Raw genomic sequence first — 20785 nt, 5'->3', positions numbered from 1 at the left:
ATCCACTTTGAATATACCTCATGGACTATCTTAGCATTTTCGTGGCGCATCTGACTCGCTATAAACGAAGGATTTGCTCCGGCCGATAGCATCAGGCAAGCGCAAATATACCGCGAAATACAGGAATAAACGTTCTCACTATAAGGTCTGGGATCATCTGCGGACAGACATGATTGAGGTCGCTGCAGGAAGGCATCCGAACACCACATAGGCTCAAAGACTACTTAAAGTATTTGTCCAGTGGATCGTGATACCTGTACTTTCTGAAGAAAAAAAGCCAGTAAAAAAAGCCAAGCACAGCACCTAACCCGGCAAACTTCAGGAAAAGAACTTTGCGAAAACTGAGAAGGTCTGCGAAAGAGTATACTCCCTTCCATATATCAATAACGCCGCCGTGTATTACCAGATCTGAGAACAGAGCAAGCACTGGTAACGCAATGGCATACGCACAGACTAAGTAGCATAAAGTAAAAATCCTTACTTTATTGTTCACGTGCATACATGCCCCCTGGTTCACTTTTTCAGCGCTTTCATTAGCATTATCAGTACAAACGCTATCGTTGCAGACAGGCCAAACTTAATCAGAATTGCTGTGAAATCATAGTTATTCATGGCTTCTTCACCATCGCCTGAAATCTGAATATGTTGCATGAAAACATCATTAATCCAGCTGTCCGGTAAGAGGATAAAACAGGCAATAAGTAAAACAACGAATATTATGATTTTCATCTCACACCACATTTACTGAAGTCAGGTACACCACGAACATCAATACGTCCGTAAGCCATCAATCCTTTACCGCCGGGTACAATCACTTTTTTCCGGTTGAGTAACGCATTCCGTAAAATCTGGAAGTCGGCCGCTCTGTAAAGGGTGATACAGCCCCACGATACACCAGAACCATCGGTGTTGAGAGGATGAAGTCTGAAACTTCCGCGTCTCGCTCCATTAACATAGACGTAATCGCTCATGGTTTGTGCGCTATACAAACCGAACCATTCAGAGTGATGGTTTTTGTACAGGTGCACCATATCGATAAATTCTGCTCTGACCTGGTTAACAAAACTGCCAGCGGGGCGGTCAACAATCCAGTAAGTACCCGGCGGTATAGCGGCTTTTTCGATATCTGAACAGTTTGGATTGTTTATATACCGTTCAATTCCTGACAGTACGTCAAACGATCCAATACCATAACAATCCAGCTTGAGCGTTTTCCCATCTGGCGACAGCCGACCATAATCCATCATGCAAATCTGCAAGCTCATACTCCCGTTTCGATTGTCATTTTGCAGAAATGATAATTGATAATAAATGGCTGGTTAACCTACTAAATTTTCATTACAGGCAGGTTAGTGATTAAGCATGTTTGGTAGTAACGGGGTGGGATGTCAGCAGAGTGCTGTAAACCTTATGAAGAATATCAATCAGACCATGCTCCGTAAAAATGTCTGCAGGTAAGTGCTGATATTGTCAGCGCATTTGATGCTTTTTGAGCAATGCCCTTAACTGATGGTAGGTCAGACCCAGCAGTTCAGCCGCCCGTTTCTGGTTATATTTCGCCGTCTTAAGGCTGTGCTCCAGCAGCTGTTTCTCCTGTTCGTGCTGGAACTGGCGTAAATCGAGAGGCAGAGAGGGGAGATCGCCTGAAGACGCTGGTGCCGGCAGCGGAGTCGCGCTGCGCTGAAAAGGATCGATAATGATGTTGTCCAGCTCGGTCTCGCTGCTGCCGTGGCGATAGACGGAACGCTCCACGACGTTTTTTAGCTCGCGGATATTTCCCGGCCAGTGGTAAGCCAGCAGCGTCTCCCGAGCATAATCGCTGAAGCCGGGGAAGAGCGGCAGTCCGAGCTCGCGGCACATCTGAATCGCAAACTGGTCTGCCAGCAGCATGATGTCGCTTTTGCGCTCGCGCAGCGGAGGAAGCTGAACGACGTCAAAGGCCAGGCGGTCGAGCAGGTCGGCGCGGAATTTCTCCTCCGCCACCATCTCCGGCAGGTTGGCGTTAGTGGCGCACACCAGGCGCACGTTCACCTGCAGCGGCTGGCTACCGCCGACGCGCTCCAGCTCGCCGTACTCAATCACGCGCAGCAGTTTTTCCTGCACCAGCATGGGCGCGGTTGCCAGTTCATCCAGAAACAGCGTACCGCCGTCGGCGCGCTCAAAGCGTCCTGGATGGCGTTTCTGGGCACCGGTAAACGCGCCCGCTTCATGGCCGAAGAGCTCGGTGTCGAGCAGGTTTTCATTCAGCGCCGCGCAGTTCAGGGAAATGAAGGGGCCGTCCCAGCGCCCGGATAAATAGTGCAGACGGTTGGCGATGAGTTCCTTACCCGTACCGCGCTCGCCGATGATTAGCACCGGTTTGTTAAGCGGCGCCAGGCGAGAGACCTGTTCCAGCACTTCGAGAAAGCTATTTGCTTCGCCGAGTAAATTGTCTTTGTATCCAGGCATGATGAAATTAACCACTCCTTAGCGATATTCACCAGGAAAGAGTAAACCTTCATTGCATGAAAATCAATCAGACTCAGTGAAATCAATAAGATAAAAAGTTGGCATGATGTTTGTATTATCAGTACAGCAGGGCATAGCCCGATAACAGAACTATGAGGATTTGATTATGGGTATTTTTTCTCGTTTTGCCGACATCGTGAACGCCAACATCAACTCACTGCTTGAGAAAGCGGAAGATCCGCAGAAGCTGGTGCGTCTGATGATTCAGGAGATGGAAGACACGCTGGTTGAAGTGCGTTCAACCTCCGCCCGCGCGCTGGCGGAGAAAAAACAGCTTACGCGTCGCATTGAACAGGCTACCGCTCAGCTGAACGAATGGCAGGAAAAAGCGGAACTGGCGCTGCGCAAAGACAAAGAAGAGCTGGCCCGTGCGGCGCTGATCGAAAAACAGAAGCTGGCTGATATGGTCGCGACGCTTGAGCATGAAGTGACGCTGGTGGACGACACGCTCACCCGTATGAAGAAAGAGATTGGCGAGCTTGAAAACAAACTGAGCGAAACCCGCGCGCGTCAGCAGGCGCTGACCCTGCGTCACCAGGCTGCGAGCTCCTCCCGCGACGTGCGTCGTCAGCTGGACAGCGGTAAGCTGGATGAAGCGATGGCCCGTTTTGAATCGTTTGAACGTCGTATCGATCAGATGGAAGCTGAAGCCGAAAGCCACGGCATCGGTAAGCAGAAGTCGCTGGATCAACAGTTCGCCGACCTGAAGGCTGATGATGAAATCAGCGAGCAGCTGGCGGCACTGAAAGCCAAAATGAAGCAAGACAACCAATAATAATTCCTGCGGCACCTGAACGTGCCGCATCGTAAGACAAGGAGTACACATGAGCGCGCTTTTTCTGGCCATTCCCCTGACAATTTTCGTGCTGTTCGTTTTGCCGATTTGGCTGTGGCTGCACTATAGCAACCGTTCTTCACGGGGCGAACTTTCCCAGAGTGAACAACAGCGTCTGGTACAGCTCTCCGATGAGGCGAACAAAATGCGCGAACGCATTCAGGCGCTGGAAGCCATCCTGGATGCTGAACATCCAAACTGGAGGGACCGTTAATGTCTGGACTGAATCTGAACAAAAAGCTGTGGCGAATTCCTCAGCAGGGCATGGTGCGCGGCGTCTGTGCCGGGCTGGCTCATTATCTTGACGTCCCGGTTAAGCTGGTACGCGTGGTGACGGTGCTGTCGATCTTCTTTGGTCTGGCATTTATCACCCTGGTAGCTTATATCGTGCTGTCGTTTGTTCTTGACCCGATGCCGGAAGGAGAGCTGGCTGCGGAGGGTGCCCCAACCAGCAGCGATCTTCTCAATGCGGTTGATGCGCAACTCGCCGCCGGTGAGAAGCGGTTACGGGAAATGGAACGCTATGTCACGTCGGATACCTTTACGCTGAGAAGTCGTTTTCGTCAGCTTTAAGAGAGAGATGAGATGAAACAACACTGGCAACAGGCCGGTCAGAAGGTAAAACCCGGCCTGAAAATCGCAGGTAAACTGGTCCTGCTGACCGCGTTACGGTTCGGCCCGGCAGGCGTGGCGGGCTGGGCGATCAAATCCGTTGCCCGCAAGCCGATCAGAATGGTGCTGGCCGTGGCGCTCGAACCGCTGTTGCAAAAGGTGGCAAAACGGCTTTCTCGCCGCTACTTATCCCAATAATTCCCGCTGGCGCTAGTCCTTTCCCTGACGGGCGAGGGACTGGCGATAGCTCACCGCATTTCCTCTTTACCCGTTCTTTCTTTGCGGCAGCTCACAATATTGTGCTGAGCTGCTTTGCAATCACCTTTTTCACCTCCCCGGTCCGTTGACAGATATTTTTCATGGGAGTAGATTGCCACTTCGTGGGACCGCTACCATGGAAAATGAAATGAATCCAAAAATTAAAGAACTCATTAATCTTGTTTACGGGGAAACGTTTTCTGAAGCCCATTTAAATGTGCTGCTGGAAAATATCGGAAAGGCCGCCTCTGTTATTACAGAAAAACGTAAAATGGGCTGGGATGAAAAAGATGTCGTTCTGATAACCTATGCCGACCAGTTTTCAGCGAAAGGGGAGAAGGCGCTACCGGTTTTTACACGTTTTTATAACAAATGGCTTTCGCATTCTTTTTCTCATGTCCATCTCTTGCCTTTTTATCCGTGGTCTTCTGACGATGGGTTTTCTGTTATTGATTATCATGAAGTTGCGCCTGAAACCGGAACATGGCGAGACGTTGCCGAATTAAAACAGTCAGCCAGTTTAATGTTTGATTTCGTCTGCAACCATATGTCAGCCAAAAGCAAATGGTTCGCTAATTACCTGAGGCAAACGCCAGGGTATGACGATTTCTTTATTTCTGTCGATCCTGATACAGATTTATCCGCGGTGACGCGTCCGCGTGCCTTACCGCTTCTTACGCCTTTCACACTGCATGATGGCAGCGTGCGATACCTGTGGACTACCTTCAGCGAGGACCAGGTTGATCTCAACTTCGCCTCCCCGCAGGTACTGATTGCGATGGTCGACGTGCTGCTGCATTACCTGATTGAAGGGGCGCGATACATTCGTCTGGATGCTGTGGGCTTCATGTGGAAAATACCCGGAACAACCTGCATTCATCTTAAGCAAACCCATCAGCTCATCCAGCTTTTCCGCGCCATTACCGAGGCTGTCGCCCCGGGCACGGTGATTATCACCGAGACGAATGTTCCGCATAAAGATAACGTTGCTTACTTCGGTGACGGTGAAAATGAAGCGCAGATGGTTTATCAATTCTCTTTGCCGCCGCTTGTGCTGCACGCGGTGCATTCTCAGGACGTCCGTACGCTGAGCCAGTGGGCGGCGTCGCTGACCTTGCCTTCCACGAAAACCACCTGGTTTAACTTCCTGGCCTCGCATGACGGGATTGGTCTGAATCCGTTACGCGGAATTTTACCCGAGTCGGAAATCCTCTCGCTTGTGGAAAAACTTCAGGCTGAAGGTGCGTTGGTTAACTGGAAAAATAACCCGGATGGCACACGAAGCCCGTATGAAATTAATGTGACCTATCTGGATGCTTTGAGTACGCGAGAAAGTCATGATAGCGAACGCATTGCCCGGTTTATTCTGGCGCATGCCGTCCTCTTAAGCTTCCCCGGCGTGCCTGCTGTTTATATCCAGAGTATTCTCGGCTCCCGTAATGACTATGCAGGTGTTAAGCGTCTGGGATATAACCGTGCGATAAATCGCGAGAAATATACCGCAGGACAAATTGATAGTGCGCTTGAAGATAAAAGCAGTCTGCGTTATCAGGTCTATTGTGCGTTAAGCCAGTTAATCGCGCTGCGACGTGCGGAAAAAGCATTCCACCCTGACAGCCAGGCTTATTTTAGTGCGTCAGGTGAACATGTTTTAAAAATCGTTCGCGTGGCGGATTGTGGCGAGAAAATAACGGCGCTGTTTAATTTCAGTGATGGCATTCAAACGGTAGAGTCCGATATTCAATCCGGAACGGATTTGATTTCAGGAGAAGTTATTACAGATAAAACGCTGACCCTACATCCATGGCAGGTGTTGTGGATTAAAGAAAACTAAAAAGGACCTTAAAAATGAAAATGCCCAGAATTGTGCTGATTTCAGCACTGGTTTCGTGCGCTTTGTTATCAGGCTGTAAGGATGACAAAAAGTCCGCTGTCACCATTGAGTTTATGCACTCATCAGTCGAGCAGGAGCGTCAGGCGGTTATCACGAAGCTGATCGAAAAGTTCGAGAAAGAGAACCCTGGCATCACGGTAAAACAGGTACCGGTGGAAGAGGATGCCTACAACACTAAGGTGATTACGCTGGCGAGAACCGGCGCGCTGCCTGAAGTGATTGAGGTCAGCCATGACTACGCAAAAGTAATGGACAAGGAACAGCTGCTGGATCGCAAAGCTATCGGCGAAGCCATTAACGCGGTAGGCGAAAACACTTTCTATGACGGCATCTTGCGTGTTGTTCGTACGGAAGACGGTTCAGCCTGGACGGGCGTGCCGGTCAGCGCCTGGCTTTCCGGCGTCTGGTATCACAAAGATGTGCTGGCCGCGGCGGGCATTCAGGAGCCACATAACTGGGAACAGCTACTTCAAGCCAGCCAGCGCCTTAACGACCCGGCTAAAAAGCATTACGGCATCGCGCTGCCGACGGCGGAAAGCGTGATGACCGAGCAGTCGTTCTCTCAGTTTGCGCTTTCCGGCGACGCGAACGTATTTGATGCCAAAGGGAACGTCGATATCGATACCCCGGAAATGGCAAAAGCGCTGGCGTTTTATAAAGCGCTGGCCGCGACCACCATGCCGGGTTCAAACGATGTCATGGAGATCAAAGACGCCTTCATGAACGGTTCTGCGCCGATGGCGGTTTACTCCACCTACATCCTGCCTGCCGTCTACAAGGACGGAAACCCCTCTAACCTGGGCTTCGTTGTCCCGACTGAAAAGTCATCTGCGGTGTACGGCATGATCACCTCCCTGACGATCACCACCGGACAAACTGAAGAGGAGACCGCAGCGGCCGAGAAGTTTGTGACCTGGATGGAACAGGCTCAAAACGCGACGGACTGGGTCATGATGTCGCCGGGCGCGGCACTGCCGGTAAACAAGCTAGTGGTGGGCACCGATACCTGGAAAAACAACGACGTGATTAAAGCGTTTGGGCAACTGCCTTATGAACTGATTGCGCAGTTCCCGAACGTGCAGGTGTTTGGCGCGGTTGGGGATAAAAACTTCACCCGCATGGGCGATGTAACGGGCTCCGGCATTATCAGTTCCATGGTGCATAACGTCACGGTGGGGCATAAGGACATTAATACAACGTTAAGCAGCAGCCAGAAGCGACTGACTGATCTTATTTCACAACGATAGGGGCGCTCTGCGGAAGGAAATTATGAAGACGTTGTTTTCTGGTCGTTCAGATATGCCTTTCGCCATGCTGCTGTTGGCCCCCAGCCTGATTTTACTGGGGGGCCTGGTGGCCTGGCCAATGATTTCCAATATTGAAATCAGTTTTTTACGACTGCCGCTTAACCCGCGCATTAGCGCTGTGTTTGTCGGGCTGGATAACTATATTCGCATCCTCAGCGATGCCGCCTTCTGGCACTCGCTGTGGATGACGTTCTGGTACACCGCGCTGGTCGTGCTCGGCAGTACCGGGCTGGGGCTTGCCGTCGCCATCTTCTTTAACCGGGAGTTTCGTCTGCGGAAAACAGCACGTTCACTGGTGATTTTATCCTACGTCACCCCGTCCATTTCGCTGGTGTTTGCATGGAAATACATGTTCAACAACGGCTACGGCATCGTGAACTATCTGGGCGTTGACCTGCTGCATCTGTATGACCAGGCGCCCCTGTGGTTCGACAATCCTGGCAGCAGCTTTGTACTGGTGGTGCTGTTCGCCATCTGGCGTTACTTCCCGTACGCGTTTATCTCATTCCTGGCGATTTTACAGACCATTGATAAATCCCTGTATGAAGCGGCGGAAATGGATGGCGCGAATGCCTGGCAGCGTTTTCGAATCGTTACGCTGCCCGCGATTATGCCGGTGCTGGCAACGGTGGTGACGCTCCGCACTATCTGGATGTTCTACATGTTTGCGGATGTCTACCTGTTGACTACCAAGGTCGATATTTTGGGCGTCTACCTCTACAAAACGGCATTCGCTTTCAATGACCTGGGTAAAGCTGCGGCGATCTCCGTCGTGCTGTTCGTGATCATCTTCGCGGTGATTCTGCTGACCAGAAAAAGGGTAAACCTCAATGGCAACAAATAAACGCGTACTGAGCCGTATTGGTTTTTATCTGGGGCTGGCGGTGTTTCTGGTTATCACGCTGTTCCCGTTCTTCGTGATGCTAATGACGTCGTTTAAGAGTGCGAAAGAGGCGATCTCGCTCCATCCGACCATTCTGCCCCAGGAGTGGACGCTGCAGCATTACATCGACATCTTTAACCCACTGATCTTCCCGTTTGTGGATTACTTCAAAAACAGCATGGTGGTATCGCTGACCTCCTCGGTGATTGCCGTATTTCTCGGCACGCTGGGTGCTTATGCCTTGTCCAAACTGCGTTTTAAAGGACGCACGACGATCAATGCAAGCTTTTACACCGTCTATATGTTCTCCGGGATCTTGCTGGTGGTACCGCTGTTCAAAATCATCACCGCCCTCGGGATCTACGACACCGAGCTGGCGCTGATCGTCACCATGGTGACCCAGACATTGCCGACAGCGGTGTTCATGCTGCGCAGCTATTTCGACACCATCCCGGACGAAATCGAAGAAGCCGCGATGATGGACGGCCTCAACCGCCTGCAAATCATCTTTCGCATCACCGTGCCTTTGGCGATTTCCGGACTCGTATCGGTGTTTGTCTACTGCTTCATGGTGGCGTGGAACGACTACCTGTTTGCGTCCATTTTCCTGTCCAGCGCCAGCAATTTCACCTTGCCGGTCGGGCTGAACACGCTCTTTAGCACGCCAGATTATATCTGGGGCCGCATGATGGCGGCATCGCTGGTGACGGCGCTTCCGGTGGTCATCATGTACGCCCTGTCTGAACGTTTTATTAAAAGTGGTTTGACCGCCGGTGGCGTGAAGGGCTGAGGCGGCCAATATTAACAAGGAGTCAGTCATGAAAAAATTAGTTGCGACAGCGCCACGCGTGGCGGCGCTGGTTGAATATGAAGATCGTCCGGTTGCAGTCCATGAAGTAAAAATTCGTGCCCGTTTTGGCGCGCCGAAACACGGTACAGAAGTGGTGGATTTCCGCGCCGCCAGCCCGTTTATTGATGAAGAGTTCAACGCGGAGTGGCAGATGTTCACGCCGCGTAAAGAGGGCGCAGCGCGCGGTATTGAGTTCGGTAAGTTTCAGCTGGGTAACATGGTTGTTGGCGACATTATTGAATGCGGTGCGGACGTGACGGATTACCAGATCGGCGATCTTGTCTGCTGCTACGGCCCGTTGCAGGAAACGGTCATCGTCAACGCGGTGAACAACTATAAGCTGCGTAAAATGCCGCAGGGCGCGTCCTGGAAGAACGCCGTCTGCTACGATCCGGCGCAGTTCGCCATGAGCGGCGTGCGTGATGCCAACGTCCGCGTGGGCGACTTTGTCGTCGTGGTCGGTCTGGGAGCAATCGGGCAGATTGCGATTCAGCTGGCTAAAAAAGCCGGTGCGTCAGTGGTTATCGGCGTTGATCCAATCGAACACCGCTGCGAGATCGCCCGTCGTCACGGTGCGGACCACTGCCTGAACCCAATCGGCACCGATGTCGGCCTGGAAATCAAAAATCTGACCGGCAAGCAGGGCGCGGACGCGATCATCGAAACCAGTGGTTTTGCCGATGCGCTGCAGTCCGCGCTGCGCGGGCTCGCCTACGGCGGTACCATCTCCTACGTAGCCTTCGCGAAACCGTTCGCTGAAGGCTTTAACCTCGGCCGCGAGGCGCATTTCAATAACGCGAAGATTGTCTTCTCCCGCGCCTGCAGCGAACCCAACCCGGACTATCCGCGCTGGAGCCGCAAGCGTATCGAAGAGACCTGCTGGGAACTGCTGATGAACGGTTATCTCAATTGTGAAGATCTGATCGACCCGGTCGTAACCTTCACCACCAGCGCTGAAAGCTACATGAAATATGTGGACCAGCATCCGGAACTGAGCATCAAAATGGGCGTCACTTTTTAAGCTAAGGAGAGCAAATCATGAAAATCGCAACACAGAACCAGGCCTTTTTCCCGGTCAATATCATGGAGAAATTCGAGTACATCAAAGCGATGGGTTTTGATGGCTACGAAATTGACGGCAAGCTGCTGGTGGAAAACCTCGCCGAGGTGAAAGCGGCCATCAAAGCCACTGGTCTGCCAGTGACGACGGCCTGCGGTGGATACGATGGCTGGATCGGAGACTTCATCGAAGAGCGCCGTCTGAACGGATTACAGCAGATTGAACGCATTCTGGAAGCGCTGGCTGAAGTGGGCGGTAAGGGCATTATCGTCCCTGCCGCGTGGGGGATGTTTACCTTTCGACTGCCGCCAATGACCTCTCCACGCAGCCTTGAAGGCGACCGCAAAGCGGTGAGTGCTTCGCTGCGCTGGCTGGATGAGGTGGCAGCGCGCACCGGAACCACCGTCTATCTGGAGCCGCTGAACCGCTATCAGGATCATATGATTAATACCCTGGCAGACGCGCGTCGATACATCGAAGATAACGGCCTGAAGCACGTGCAGATCATCGGCGATTTCTATCATATGAACATCGAAGAAGACTCGCTGACGGATGCGCTGCATCGGAACCGCGATCTGCTTGGCCATGTGCACATCGCCGATAATCACCGCTACCAGCCGGGCAGCGGCAGCCTCGATTTTGCCAGCCTGTTCGATCAGCTGCGTGCGGATAACTATCAGGGTTACGTGGTATATGAGTGCCGTGTTCGCGCCGATGATCCGGCTCAGGCATACCGGGATTCGCTCACTTATCTGCGTAAATGCTAAGGATGACGAGCGTGATGAGTGCTTCTACACCTTCGCCTCTGCGCGTCGCCATCATTGGCGCCGGGCAGGTCGCGGATAAAGTGCACGCCTCGTATTACGCCACGCGCAGTGATGTTCAGATGGTGGCCGTCATGGACAGCCACCCTGAACAGGCTCGGGCGTTTGCGGAACGTCATGGTATTCCCTCGGCATGGCAGGATGCGCGAGAAATGCTCAAGGCGGTTAAGCCGGATGCGGTGAGCGTCTGCTCGCCTAACCGGTTTCATTTCGAGCACGTCATGGCAGCGCTGGAAGCAGGCTGCCACGTGATGTGTGAAAAACCGCCTGCTATGACGCCGCAGGAGGCCGATCGGATGCGCCTGGCTGCGCGCAAGGCGGGAAAAGTGCTGGCGTATGATTTTCACCATCGTTTTGCCCTGGATACTCAGCTGCTGCGCGATGCGGTAATGAACGGAACGCTCGGAGAAATTTACTTCACGTCGGCGCAGGCGCTGCGTCGCTGTGGTGTGCCCGGATGGGGCGTTTTTACCAATAAATCGCTACAGGGCGGTGGTCCGCTGATTGATATCGGCATCCATATGCTTGATGCCGCAATGTATGTTCTGGGGTTCCCGGCGGTAAAACGGGTGACCGCGCATAGCTTTCAGAGGCTGGGCAACCGTAAAAGCAGCGGTCAGTTTGGCGCGTGGGATCCCACGCAGTTTACCGTCGAAGATGCTCTGTTTGGCACGATTGAATTTTGCAACGGCGGCATTCTGCGTCTGGACACGTCGTTTGCGCTCAATATCCGCGAGCAGTCCATCATGAACGTCGCATTCTGCGGTGAAAAGGCGGGTGCCACGCTGTTCCCGGCGCACATCTACAACGACGAAGCTGGTGTTTTAAAAACTCTTACCCAGCGCGAAGAGGCTGACGACCAACGCCACCTGCGCTGTATGGATGCCTTCGTGCGCCATGTGCTGGGTGAGCCCGTCATGATCGCTGATGCTGAGCAGGGGCTGATTATCCAGCAGCTTGTCGCCGCGCTGTATGAATCAGCAGAAACAGGGGGAAGCGTGACGTTATGCTAAACGTGTCTGTATTAACCGACCCGGGCTTTTGTCCGCACAGCCTGAATAAATACGCCTCCATCATGGCCTGCGGTAATGGCTACATGGGGATCCGCGCTGCGCATGAAGAGGATTACACCCAGCAAACCCGAGGCATGTATCTTGCGGGTCTGTATCATCGTGCTGGTCGCAACGAGACCACTGAGCTGGTCAATTTGCCCGATATCACCGGTATTGAGGTTGAGCTGGACGGGGTAAATTTTACCCTTCTGTCGGGGGACATTCTCGAGTGGCAGCGCGAGCTGGCGTTTGCTAATGGCGAACTTCGTCGCAGCGTGATCTGGCGCTCGCCCCACGGGAAACGCTATCGACTGGAGAGTCGTCGTTTTGTCTCTCTGGATCAACTGCCGCTGGTGGCCATGCAGCTTGCGATCACCCCGCTTGATGCTGCTTCACAGGTGGTGATGAAAACCGGCATTGATGCGACACAAACCAATACCGGCCGGCAGCATCTGGATGAAATTTCAGTCAGGGTGTTCGACCAGCACTATATGCAGGGTGTGTATGAAACGCAGGACCGGGCGTCGGAAGTTGTTGTTTCGGCGTTTTGTCAGCTCTCTGCGAAGAGTGACAGCTGTTTCACCGCCAAAAATCGTCGGGTCTCTGCCCACTATTGCCTGACGATACCGCAAGGTGACACTGTCACTCTGGATAAGATTGTCTGGGTTGCCCATCGCAGCGATAAAGCCCTTTCGCAGGAATCGTTCGCGCGAAGGGCGCTGGCGGATCTCAAGGTTTGTGCGGCAAGGGGGTATGCCTCGCTGCTGGAGAGTTCATCCTGCGCATGGGAAGACGTATGGCGTAACACCCGGGTGGAAGTGGCTTCTGCTGCTCCTGACGATCAGATGGCGCTGGACTATGCCGTCTGGCATCTGACCACCATGACGCCCGCCCATGATGAGCGAAGCAGCATTGCCGCTAAGGGATTGACCGGCGAGGGGTATAAAGGACACGTCTTCTGGGATACCGAAATATTCCTGCTGCCTTTCCATCTTTTCACCCGTCCTCAGGTGGCCCGCAATCTTCTGCGCTATCGCTGGCTTAACCTGGCCGGGGCCCGGGAAAAAGCCCGCCGCAACGGCTGGCCGGGCGCACTTTTCCCGTGGGAGAGCGCCTCGAGCGGCAAAGAGGAAACGCCGGAGTTCGCGGCTATCAACATCCGAACCGGCATGCGCCAGAAGGTGGCCTCCGCGCTGGCAGAACACCACATCGTGGCGGACATTGCCTGGGCCGTCGTCGCTTACTGGCAGGCGACACACGATGATGCCTTTATGCGAAATGAAGGCCTGACGCTGCTGATGGAAACTGCTGCGTTCTGGATGGGCCGCGCCACGGAGGTAGACGGGCGCATGGAAATTCATGATGTGATTGGGCCTGACGAATACACCGAGCATGTGAACAACAACGCCTATACCAATTATCTGGCGTGGCATAACGTTGCCTGCGCGCGCCGGTTTATGGCGCAGTTTGGGCGTGAAGATGCGCGTTTTACGGAGAATGCCACGCGGTTCCTGACGCGCTTATGGCTGCCGGAGGCCAATTCAGACGGTGTGATCCCGCAGGATGATACCTTCATGGCGAAACCAGCCATTGACCTGAGCCGCTATAAAGAAAAAGCAGGGAAGCAGACCATTCTGCTCGATTACTCCCGCGCGGAAGTAAACGACATGCAGATCCTGAAGCAGGCTGATGTGGTAATGCTTACCTACCTCTTGCCGGAGCGGTTTACCCCACAGCAATGTGCCGCCAATCTGGCTTTCTACGAGCCCCGCACGATCCATGACTCTTCGCTGAGTAAGGCCATACACGGCATTGTGACCGCCCGCTGTGGTGACACCGAAGGTGCATACGCCTTCTGGCGTGATGGCGTCGCCATTGACCTTGGGGACGATCCACACAGCTGCGATGACGGTATTCATGCCGCTGCGACCGGCGCTATCTGGTCCGGCGTCATCCAGGGGTTTGCCGGTATGCAGATTGTGGAAGGGGAACTACACCTTGCGCCCAGCCTGCCTGCCCACTGGCGAAGGCTTGCTTTCCCCCTGCGCTGGCGGAACGCAACGCTGCACGTCACCTATGAAAATGAGGTGTTAACCATTGAAACGACGACACCTGTCACTCTGACGCTGTGGGGCAAGACGCTACGCGTAGCGGGGCGCAAGGTATGCGCTTATAAGGATTTTCTTGCACCTGTAAGTGGGACCGCTACCACAGAGGGGCGCCATGACGCTTAAGGCTGTTGTATTCGATCTGGACGGTGTTATCACCGATACCGCACACCTCCATTTTCTGGCCTGGCGTGCAGTGGCTGACGAAATCGGCATCACCTTCGACGAAGTGTTTAATGAACAGCTGAAGGGAATTAGCCGCATGGATTCCCTTCAGCGCATCCTGAAGCATGGCGGGAAAGAGGGGATGTTTAGTGAAGAGCAGTGCCTCGCGCTGGCGACGAAAAAAAACGCGCTTTATGTCCAGTCTCTGGCGTCGCTGACGGAAGATTCACTGCTTCCGGGTATTCGTGACGTGCTGACGGATATACGTAAAGCGAACGTCAAAACTGGACTCGCCTCCGTTTCCCTGAATGCCCCTGGGATCCTGCACGCGCTGGGCATTTATCAGGCCTTCGATTATTGCGCCGATGCTTCCCGTATTCGCCGCTCAAAGCCAGATCCGGAGATCTTCCTTGCAGCCTGTGCTGGCCTGAATGTGCGTCCTGAAGAGGCCATGGGCATCGAAGATGCACCTGCAGGCGTAGCGGCGATCAACGCGGCGGGCATGCTGTCGGTTGGTGTGGGTTCTGGCCTGAACCATGCGGGACTACAGCTTCATTCAACGCGGGAACTGACCTGGAAATGCCTTACCGAGTTTTGGGCATCCCGGACGTACTGATAAGGAATTAACAATGGCTCAACTGTCTCTGAAAAACATTCAGAAAATCTATGATAACCAGGTCCACGTGGTTAAGGATTTCAATCTCGAAATCGAAGACAAGGAGTTCATCGTCTTCGTCGGGCCTTCAGGCTGCGGTAAATCCACGACGCTGCGCATGATCGCCGGTCTGGAGGAGATCTCCGCTGGCGAACTGGTGATTGACGGCGTTTGTATGAACGATGTGCCCGCCAAGTCACGCGATATCGCCATGGTATTCCAGAACTATGCGCTTTATCCGCATATGACGGTCTACGACAACATGGCGTTCGGCCTGAAGATGCAAAAAATTGCGCCTGCGGTTATCGAAGAGCGCGTTAACTGGGCGGCACAGATCCTCGGATTACGTGAATACCTAAAGCGTAAACCCGGCGCGCTGTCCGGCGGCCAGCGCCAGCGCGTGGCGTTAGGCAGGGCGATCGTACGTGAGGCGGGCGTGTTCCTGATGGATGAACCGCTCTCAAACCTCGATGCCAAGCTTCGCGTGCAGATGCGGGCTGAAATTAGCAAGCTGCATCAGAAGCTTAACACCACCATGATTTACGTGACCCACGATCAGACGGAAGCCATGACGATGGCGACCCGCATCGTGATCTTAAAAGACGGCATTATTCAGCAGGTCGGTGCACCTAAGCAGGTTTACAACGAACCGGCAAACATGTTTGTCGCAGGGTTTATTGGATCGCCAGCCATGAACTTCATTCGCGGTGCTATCGACGACCGCTATTTCGTTACGGAAACGCTGCGTCTGGCGATCCCGGAAGACAAGCTCGCTTCACTGAATGCCGCAGGGTATCAGCGCAAAGCCGTGGTCTTTGGGATCCGCCCGGAAGATATTCTCACTCTGCAGAGCAGCGGTAAAAATATCGAGGCGAAAGTCAGCGTAGCCGAACTGACCGGCGCGGAGTTCATGCTCTACGCCACCGTTGGCGGTCATGAGCTGGTTGTTCGTGCTGGCGCTGCGAATGATTATGCCGCTGGGGATAATATCGGCATCCAGTTCGATATGAATAAGTGCCATTTCTTCGACGCTGAAACCGAAGCGGCTATTAGATAAGAAAGGTGTTCGCCGGAAATACCCATTTCCGGTTTTTTTGTTTGTTACTTATAAAGGGAATATTTGATGAGTACTCTACTAAAAAGTGCTGCGCTCGTGCTGTGCGCAGGGGTTAGCTGCGCACACGCAACAGAAAGCGCTAAAAAGTGGGAATTTAATATTGGCGCGATGTATGAAATAGAAAACGTCGAAGGCCAGGGGGAGGATAAAGACGGGTTATATGAACCTTCCGTGTGGTTTAATGCGACCTGGGATGCCTGGACTATTTCGCTGGCGATGTATCAGGAAGGGCCGGTTGATTATAGCAGCATGACCCGTGGCACCTATTTCGATCGTCCTGAATTTGAATTACGCTATCGCTTTATCGGAACAGATGATTTTACGTTCGGTCTGACCGGAGGCTTCCGTAATTACGGCTATCACTTTAAGGATGAACACGGCGCCAGAGACGGCAGCGCTAATATGCAGCGCTACAAAATTCAGCCTGACTGGGATATAAAATTAACCGACGACTGGCGTTTTGGCGGCTGGTTTGCCATGTATCAGTTTGCTAACGATCTGGAAAAAACCGGCTATTCAGACAGCCGCGTCGAAACCGAAACGGGCTTTACCTGGACCATTAACGACACCTTTGCTGCTAAAGTGAATTACTATTTAGAACGCGGGTTCAACATGGACGGTTCCCGCAATAACGGAGAATTCTCCACCCAGGAAATTCGTGCCTATCTGCCAATTTCGTTAGGCCAGACCACCTTAACGCCTTACACACGACTGGGGCTCGATCGCTGGTCGAACTGGGACTGGCGGGACGATCCCGAGCGTGAAGGACATAATTTCAACCGCCTGGGTATGCAGTACGCCTATAACTTCAATAACGGTTTATCCATGACGCTTGAATACGCCTATGAATGGGAAAACCATGACGAGGGTAAAAACGACCGCTTCCACTATGCGGGCGTTGGGGTAAATTACGCGTTCTGACCGAGAGCACGCCAGGGGCGCTAAGCCCCTGGTTTTAGCGCAGCGAGGCCGCCAGTATAAAATGGGTATCAACCAGCACTTTTTGCGGGGCGGGATGACCTGCAATACGTCTGAAAAGAAGATCGCAGCTCTCTTCCCCCAGCTTTCGGGTGGGGATATCAAACCCGCCAGGTGCGGGCGTTAAAATGAGAGACAGCATCGGGTCACTGTATCCGGCTATCACCACCTGCTCTGGAATCATCAGATTCAACTCATCCGCCGCACGATAGAGGCTGAGTAACTTCATGCTGTCGGTAGCGAATACCGCATCGGGCGGCGTGGATGAAGACAACAGCTCCAGAGCCGCAGTAAGCGCACTCTCATGGGTATAACCGCCATCCCTGATCCAGTCCGGGTGAAGGGCAATATGGTGCTTTTCCAGGCTGGCTTTATAGCCCGCAAGACGATCGATCGAAACATGATAATCAAGCGGGGCATGCAGACAGGCAATTTTACGGCGTCCGTTTTTAATAAAGGTTTCGGTCAGCATGGCGCTGTCATGGAAATTATCCGTGTCGACGGAATAAATATTCTGAAACTCACCTTCGACTTTGCCGATAACTACCACCGGTACGCCATACGCATCCAGCGTGGTGAAAAAGGATTCATTTGCCGGTGAGCTCAGCATAATGATCCCTTTGATCATCTTCTGTTTTATTTTATTCACGCATTTCAGCAGATCGTCTTCGCTGCTTTTTGACGTTTGTAAAATAACGTCAAATCCTTCATCTTCCGCTTTTGCCGTAATGGCATGCAGGACATCGGAGAAAAAAGGATTTCCGGCAGTGGTTTTGGTTGAACGGGTCGAAATAACCATAATGGCATCGAAGCCTGAAGAGGTCAGGGCGCGGGCCAGTTTGTTGGGCTGATAATTTAATTCGTCAATCGCCTTCAGCACTTTTTCACGCGCTTCGGGAGAAATATTCGTTTGTTTATTCAGAACGCGGGAAACGGTTGATTTCGATACGCCCGCAACCCGTGCGATATCATAGATGGTGGGTGACATACACCTTACTCACTCCGGACTGACAGCAATGTCGTTCATCTTACTGGAGAGAAAACGGCAATAGCAATAAATAAGAATTGATAATCAACGATCTGCCCCCATTTATTGTATTCTGAAGCCATGCATTCAAGGCTTCCAGGCAACGAAGGACGGCGATGAAGCGACTTAAAAACGAAATCAATTCACTGGTGAACCGTGGCGTTGACCGCCATCTGCGTCTGGCCGTGACGGGGCTTAGCCGCAGCGGTAAGACGGCGTTTATCACCGCGATGGTAAACCAGCTCCTGAACCTGCACGCCGGCGCGCGTCTGCCGCTGCTCAGCGCGGTGCGGGAAGAACGCCTGCTGGGCGTGAAGCGCGTCCCTCAGCGTGATTTTGGTATTCCACGCTTTACCTATGACGAAGGGCTGGCGCAGCTCTACGGCGATCCGCCCACGTGGCCGACGCCGACGCGAGGGGTGAGTGAGATTCGCCTCGCGCTGCGCTTTCGCTCGAATGAATCCCTGATGCGCCACTTCAAGGATACTTCTACGCTGTACCTTGAAATCGTCGATTACCCCGGTGAATGGTTGCTCGACCTGCCGATGCTGGCGCAGGACTACCTCAGCTGGTCCCGCCAGATGACGGGGTTGTTGCAGGGGCAGCGCGCCGGGTGGTCGGCCAAATGGCGACAGCTGTGCGAAGGCCTGGATCCGCTTGCACCGGCCGATGAAAACCGTCTGGCGGCCATTGCCGAAGCCTGGACGGCGTATTTGCATCAGTGCAAGCAGGAAGGGTTGCACTTCATTCAGCCGGGTCGCTTTGTTCTGCCGGGTGATTTAGCGGGCGCACCTGCGCTTCAGTTCTTCCCCTGGCCGGATGTGGATGGGGTGGGTGAGTCGAAGCTGGCGCAGGCTGATAAGCACACGAACGCCGGGATGCTCCGCGAGCGTTACAATTACTACTGTGAAAAAGTGGTCAAGGGATTCTATAAAAACCACTTCTTGCGATTTGATCGTCAGATTGTGCTGGTGGATTGCCTGCAGCCTCTCAACAGCGGGCCGCAGGCCTTCAACGATATGCGCCTGGCGCTGACGCAGCTGATGCAAAGTTTTCACTACGGGCAGCGGACGCTGTTCCGTCGTCTTTTCTCACCGGTGATCGACAAACTGCTCTTTGCGGCCACGAAGGCCGATCACGTCACGGTCGACCAGCATGCCAATATGGTATCGCTGCTGCAGCAGCTGGTGCAGGACGCCTGGCAAAACGCCGCCTTCGAAGGGATCGGCATGGATTGCCTTGGGCTCGCGTCCGTGCAGGCGACACAAAGCGGGCTGATCGATCTTAACGGCGAGAAAATACCGGCATTACGCGGGAACCGGCTCAGCGACGGTGAACCGCTTACCGTCTATCCGGGCGAAGTGCCTGCGCGGCTGCCGGGTCAGGCCTTCTGGCAGAACCAGGGCTTCCAGTTTGAAGCCTTCCGCCCGCAGGCAATGAGTGTCGACAGGCCTTTACCACACATCCGTCTGGATGCGGCGCTGGAGTTTTTGATTGGAGATAAATTGCGATGACGGAACCGTTAAAACCGCGCATAGACTTTACCGGAACGCTTGAGCACGACCCTCAGGAGGCGTTCAAAACCGCGCAGACGTTCAGCGGCACGCAGGCCGATAACTTTTCCCCGGCCCTGATCGAGGAGCCCGCCGTTGAGGAAGGTCCGGCAGAGGCGGTTGTGGAAGCCGCTCTGCGTCCAAAACGAAGCCTGTGGCGCAGGATGGTCACCGCCGGTCTGGCGCTGTTTGGCGTAAGCGTGGTTGGGCAGGGCGTGCAGTGGACGATGAATGCCTGGCAAACTCAGGACTGGGTCGCGCTCGGCGGATGTGCCGCAGGCGCGCTGATTGTGGGGGCGGGCATCGGGTCGGTTACCACCGAGTGGCGTCGGCTCTGGCGTTTGCGCCAGCGCGCGCACGAGCGTGATGAAGCGCGGGATCTGCTCCACAGTCACGGCACCGGCAAAGGCCGTGCCTTCTGTGAAAAGCTGGCCAGCCAGGCCGGAATCGATCAGTCGCACCCGGCGCTTCAGCGCTGGTACGCCGCCATCCATGAGACCCAGAACGATCGGGAAGTGGTGACGCTCTACTCCCACATGGTTCAGCCGGTGCTGGATGCCCAGGCGCGGCGCGAGATTAGCCGTTCTGCGGCAGAATCCACCCTGATGATTGCCGTCAGCCCGCTGGCGCTGGTTGATATGGCCTTCATCGCCTGGCGTAATCTGCGCCTGATCAACCGTATCGCGAACCTTTACGGCATAGAGCTGGGTTACTACAGTCGGCTCAGGCTGTTTAAGCTGGTCCTGCTCAATATCGCGTTTGCCGGGGCGAGTGAGCTGGTGCGCGAAGTGGGAATGGACTGGATGTCGCAGGATCTGGCGGCGCGTCTTTCTGCTCGTGCCGCCCAGGGGATTGGCGCAGGATTATTGACGGCGCGTTTGGGGATTAAAGCGATGGAGGTCTGCCGTCCGCTACCCTGGATTGACGGCGATAAGCCGCGACTGGGGGATTTCAGACGCGAGCTGATCGGCCAGCTCAAAGAGACGCTCAATAAAAAACCGGCTCCATGAGGTTTTGTTCACTAATCGTGCTGGCTGTCAATATTTGTTGACAGCCATCTTCCCGATCACCGTGTTCTGACATATCATTTTACTGTTAC

Annotated in this window: 22 protein-coding genes; 17 read left to right on the top strand and 5 right to left on the bottom strand. The window is 53.7% G+C overall.

What is annotated here, in order from left to right:
- Window positions 1–220: 220 nt before the first annotated feature.
- The 4 genes from ACW9E7_RS10550 to pspF all read right to left on the bottom strand — a co-directional run bounded on the left by ACW9E7_RS10550 (window position 221) and on the right by pspF (window position 2448).
- On the bottom strand, window positions 221–499 hold the full coding sequence (locus ACW9E7_RS10550) for a hypothetical protein (protein WP_458727752.1): 279 nt from the start codon (window positions 497–499) through the stop codon (window positions 221–223).
- A 14-nt stretch (window positions 500–513) separates the two neighbouring features.
- Complete coding sequence (locus tag ACW9E7_RS10545; RefSeq protein WP_371898316.1) at window positions 514–729, bottom strand: hypothetical protein; 216 nt, start codon at window positions 727–729, stop codon at window positions 514–516.
- Window positions 726–1265, bottom strand: a complete 540-nt coding sequence (locus ACW9E7_RS10540) for a DUF2778 domain-containing protein (RefSeq protein WP_370883573.1) — start codon at window positions 1263–1265, stop codon at window positions 726–728. Before ACW9E7_RS10540 ends, ACW9E7_RS10545 begins: the two co-directional genes overlap by 4 nt.
- A gap of 205 nt (window positions 1266–1470) precedes the next feature.
- Window positions 1471–2448 carry a phage shock protein operon transcriptional activator gene (gene pspF / locus ACW9E7_RS10535; protein WP_136194970.1) on the bottom strand — a complete coding sequence of 326 codons (978 nt, stop codon included), beginning with the start codon at window positions 2446–2448 and terminating at the stop codon, window positions 1471–1473.
- Window positions 2449–2614: 166 nt separating this feature from the next.
- Here pspF and pspA point away from each other — a divergent pair, with 166 nt between their 5' ends.
- The 15 genes from pspA to ACW9E7_RS10460 all read left to right on the top strand — a co-directional run bounded on the left by pspA (window position 2615) and on the right by ACW9E7_RS10460 (window position 17049).
- Window positions 2615–3283, top strand: coding sequence for a phage shock protein PspA (gene pspA / locus ACW9E7_RS10530; RefSeq protein ID WP_136194969.1), 669 nt, complete (start codon window positions 2615–2617; stop codon window positions 3281–3283).
- Between the two features lie 49 nt (window positions 3284–3332).
- A complete protein-coding gene (gene pspB / locus ACW9E7_RS10525) occupies window positions 3333–3557 on the top strand; it encodes an envelope stress response membrane protein PspB (protein WP_023312045.1) in 225 nt (74 codons plus the stop codon).
- Window positions 3557–3916 (top strand): envelope stress response membrane protein PspC, encoded by a 360-nt coding sequence (gene pspC / locus ACW9E7_RS10520; protein ID WP_008501237.1) that lies wholly within the window; start codon window positions 3557–3559, stop codon window positions 3914–3916. The genes pspB and pspC overlap by 1 nt, the downstream gene beginning before the upstream one ends.
- A 12-nt stretch (window positions 3917–3928) precedes the next feature.
- Window positions 3929–4153 carry a phage shock protein PspD gene (gene pspD, locus ACW9E7_RS10515; RefSeq protein WP_111965095.1) on the top strand — a complete coding sequence of 75 codons (225 nt, stop codon included), beginning with the start codon at window positions 3929–3931 and terminating at the stop codon, window positions 4151–4153.
- Window positions 4154–4349: 196 nt separating this feature from the next.
- Window positions 4350–6047 (top strand): sugar phosphorylase, encoded by a 1698-nt coding sequence (locus ACW9E7_RS10510; protein WP_458727751.1) that lies wholly within the window; start codon window positions 4350–4352, stop codon window positions 6045–6047.
- 14 nt (window positions 6048–6061) lie between these two features.
- Complete coding sequence (locus tag ACW9E7_RS10505; protein ID WP_458727750.1) at window positions 6062–7354, top strand: ABC transporter substrate-binding protein; 1293 nt, start codon at window positions 6062–6064, stop codon at window positions 7352–7354.
- Window positions 7355–7376: 22 nt separating this feature from the next.
- Window positions 7377–8258, top strand: coding sequence for a carbohydrate ABC transporter permease (locus ACW9E7_RS10500; RefSeq protein ID WP_114977065.1), 882 nt, complete (start codon window positions 7377–7379; stop codon window positions 8256–8258).
- Window positions 8245–9087 (top strand): carbohydrate ABC transporter permease, encoded by an 843-nt coding sequence (locus tag ACW9E7_RS10495; protein WP_133294558.1) that lies wholly within the window; start codon window positions 8245–8247, stop codon window positions 9085–9087. The genes ACW9E7_RS10500 and ACW9E7_RS10495 overlap by 14 nt, the downstream gene beginning before the upstream one ends.
- Before the next feature lie 28 nt (window positions 9088–9115).
- Window positions 9116–10168 (top strand): zinc-dependent alcohol dehydrogenase, encoded by a 1053-nt coding sequence (locus ACW9E7_RS10490; RefSeq protein ID WP_458727749.1) that lies wholly within the window; start codon window positions 9116–9118, stop codon window positions 10166–10168.
- Between the two features lie 17 nt (window positions 10169–10185).
- Complete coding sequence (locus tag ACW9E7_RS10485) at window positions 10186–10974, top strand: sugar phosphate isomerase/epimerase family protein (RefSeq protein ID WP_458727748.1); 789 nt, start codon at window positions 10186–10188, stop codon at window positions 10972–10974.
- Between the two features lie 11 nt (window positions 10975–10985).
- On the top strand, window positions 10986–12044 hold the full coding sequence (locus tag ACW9E7_RS10480) for a Gfo/Idh/MocA family protein (RefSeq protein WP_458727747.1): 1059 nt from the start codon (window positions 10986–10988) through the stop codon (window positions 12042–12044).
- Window positions 12038–14317: a glycoside hydrolase family 65 protein gene (locus ACW9E7_RS10475; protein WP_458727746.1), complete on the top strand. Its 2280-nt coding sequence runs from the start codon at window positions 12038–12040 to the stop codon at window positions 14315–14317. Before ACW9E7_RS10480 ends, ACW9E7_RS10475 begins: the two co-directional genes overlap by 7 nt.
- Window positions 14307–14972 (top strand): beta-phosphoglucomutase, encoded by a 666-nt coding sequence (gene pgmB, locus ACW9E7_RS10470; protein WP_302235380.1) that lies wholly within the window; start codon window positions 14307–14309, stop codon window positions 14970–14972. Before ACW9E7_RS10475 ends, pgmB begins: the two co-directional genes overlap by 11 nt.
- Window positions 14973–14985: 13 nt before the next feature.
- Window positions 14986–16068, top strand: a complete 1083-nt coding sequence (locus ACW9E7_RS10465; RefSeq protein ID WP_115875346.1) for an ABC transporter ATP-binding protein — start codon at window positions 14986–14988, stop codon at window positions 16066–16068.
- 66 nt (window positions 16069–16134) lie between these two features.
- The gene (locus ACW9E7_RS10460; protein WP_136194961.1) at window positions 16135–17049 is read left to right on the top strand and encodes an OmpG family monomeric porin; all 915 of its coding nucleotides are present in this window, start codon (window positions 16135–16137) and stop codon (window positions 17047–17049) included.
- Between the two features lie 34 nt (window positions 17050–17083).
- Here ACW9E7_RS10460 and ACW9E7_RS10455 read toward each other — a convergent pair whose 3' ends face one another.
- The gene (locus tag ACW9E7_RS10455; protein ID WP_458727745.1) at window positions 17084–18094 is read right to left on the bottom strand and encodes a LacI family DNA-binding transcriptional regulator; all 1011 of its coding nucleotides are present in this window, start codon (window positions 18092–18094) and stop codon (window positions 17084–17086) included.
- Window positions 18095–18249: 155 nt separating this feature from the next.
- Here ACW9E7_RS10455 and ACW9E7_RS10450 point away from each other — a divergent pair, with 155 nt between their 5' ends.
- Together ACW9E7_RS10450 and ACW9E7_RS10445 are read left to right on the top strand one after the other, a co-directional pair.
- Window positions 18250–19647, top strand: a complete 1398-nt coding sequence (locus tag ACW9E7_RS10450; protein ID WP_458727744.1) for a YcjX family GTP-binding protein — start codon at window positions 18250–18252, stop codon at window positions 19645–19647.
- A complete protein-coding gene (locus ACW9E7_RS10445; RefSeq protein WP_458727743.1) occupies window positions 19644–20696 on the top strand; it encodes a TIGR01620 family protein in 1053 nt (350 codons plus the stop codon). The genes ACW9E7_RS10450 and ACW9E7_RS10445 overlap by 4 nt, the downstream gene beginning before the upstream one ends.
- The last annotated feature ends 89 nt before the right edge of the window (window positions 20697–20785 follow it).

Source organism: Enterobacter sp. H2G27, assembly GCF_054403075.1.
Note: the sequence above shows the minus strand (reverse complement) of the source record. Positions and strands in the feature narration are given on the sequence as shown.

Excerpts from the sequence above, each read along its gene's own strand:
- ACW9E7_RS10550 (WP_458727752.1), bottom strand. The coding sequence starts at position 499 with ATGCACGTGAACAATAAAGTAAGGATTTTTACTTTATGCTACTTAGTC.
- ACW9E7_RS10545 (WP_371898316.1), bottom strand. The coding sequence starts at position 729 with ATGAAAATCATAATATTCGTTGTTTTACTTATTGCCTGTTTTATCCTC.
- ACW9E7_RS10540 (WP_370883573.1), bottom strand. The coding sequence starts at position 1,265 with ATGAGCTTGCAGATTTGCATGATGGATTATGGTCGGCTGTCGCCAGAT.
- pspF (WP_136194970.1), bottom strand. The coding sequence starts at position 2,448 with ATGCCTGGATACAAAGACAATTTACTCGGCGAAGCAAATAGCTTTCTC.
- pspA (WP_136194969.1), top strand. The coding sequence starts at position 2,615 with ATGGGTATTTTTTCTCGTTTTGCCGACATCGTGAACGCCAACATCAAC.
- pspB (WP_023312045.1), top strand. The coding sequence starts at position 3,333 with ATGAGCGCGCTTTTTCTGGCCATTCCCCTGACAATTTTCGTGCTGTTC.
- pspC (WP_008501237.1), top strand. The coding sequence starts at position 3,557 with ATGTCTGGACTGAATCTGAACAAAAAGCTGTGGCGAATTCCTCAGCAG.
- pspD (WP_111965095.1), top strand. The coding sequence starts at position 3,929 with ATGAAACAACACTGGCAACAGGCCGGTCAGAAGGTAAAACCCGGCCTG.
- ACW9E7_RS10510 (WP_458727751.1), top strand. The coding sequence starts at position 4,350 with ATGGAAAATGAAATGAATCCAAAAATTAAAGAACTCATTAATCTTGTT.
- ACW9E7_RS10505 (WP_458727750.1), top strand. The coding sequence starts at position 6,062 with ATGAAAATGCCCAGAATTGTGCTGATTTCAGCACTGGTTTCGTGCGCT.
- ACW9E7_RS10500 (WP_114977065.1), top strand. The coding sequence starts at position 7,377 with ATGAAGACGTTGTTTTCTGGTCGTTCAGATATGCCTTTCGCCATGCTG.
- ACW9E7_RS10495 (WP_133294558.1), top strand. The coding sequence starts at position 8,245 with ATGGCAACAAATAAACGCGTACTGAGCCGTATTGGTTTTTATCTGGGG.
- ACW9E7_RS10490 (WP_458727749.1), top strand. The coding sequence starts at position 9,116 with ATGAAAAAATTAGTTGCGACAGCGCCACGCGTGGCGGCGCTGGTTGAA.
- ACW9E7_RS10485 (WP_458727748.1), top strand. The coding sequence starts at position 10,186 with ATGAAAATCGCAACACAGAACCAGGCCTTTTTCCCGGTCAATATCATG.
- ACW9E7_RS10475 (WP_458727746.1), top strand. The coding sequence starts at position 12,038 with ATGCTAAACGTGTCTGTATTAACCGACCCGGGCTTTTGTCCGCACAGC.
- pgmB (WP_302235380.1), top strand. The coding sequence starts at position 14,307 with ATGACGCTTAAGGCTGTTGTATTCGATCTGGACGGTGTTATCACCGAT.
- ACW9E7_RS10465 (WP_115875346.1), top strand. The coding sequence starts at position 14,986 with ATGGCTCAACTGTCTCTGAAAAACATTCAGAAAATCTATGATAACCAG.
- ACW9E7_RS10460 (WP_136194961.1), top strand. The coding sequence starts at position 16,135 with ATGAGTACTCTACTAAAAAGTGCTGCGCTCGTGCTGTGCGCAGGGGTT.
- ACW9E7_RS10455 (WP_458727745.1), bottom strand. The coding sequence starts at position 18,094 with ATGTCACCCACCATCTATGATATCGCACGGGTTGCGGGCGTATCGAAA.
- ACW9E7_RS10450 (WP_458727744.1), top strand. The coding sequence starts at position 18,250 with ATGAAGCGACTTAAAAACGAAATCAATTCACTGGTGAACCGTGGCGTT.
- ACW9E7_RS10445 (WP_458727743.1), top strand. The coding sequence starts at position 19,644 with ATGACGGAACCGTTAAAACCGCGCATAGACTTTACCGGAACGCTTGAG.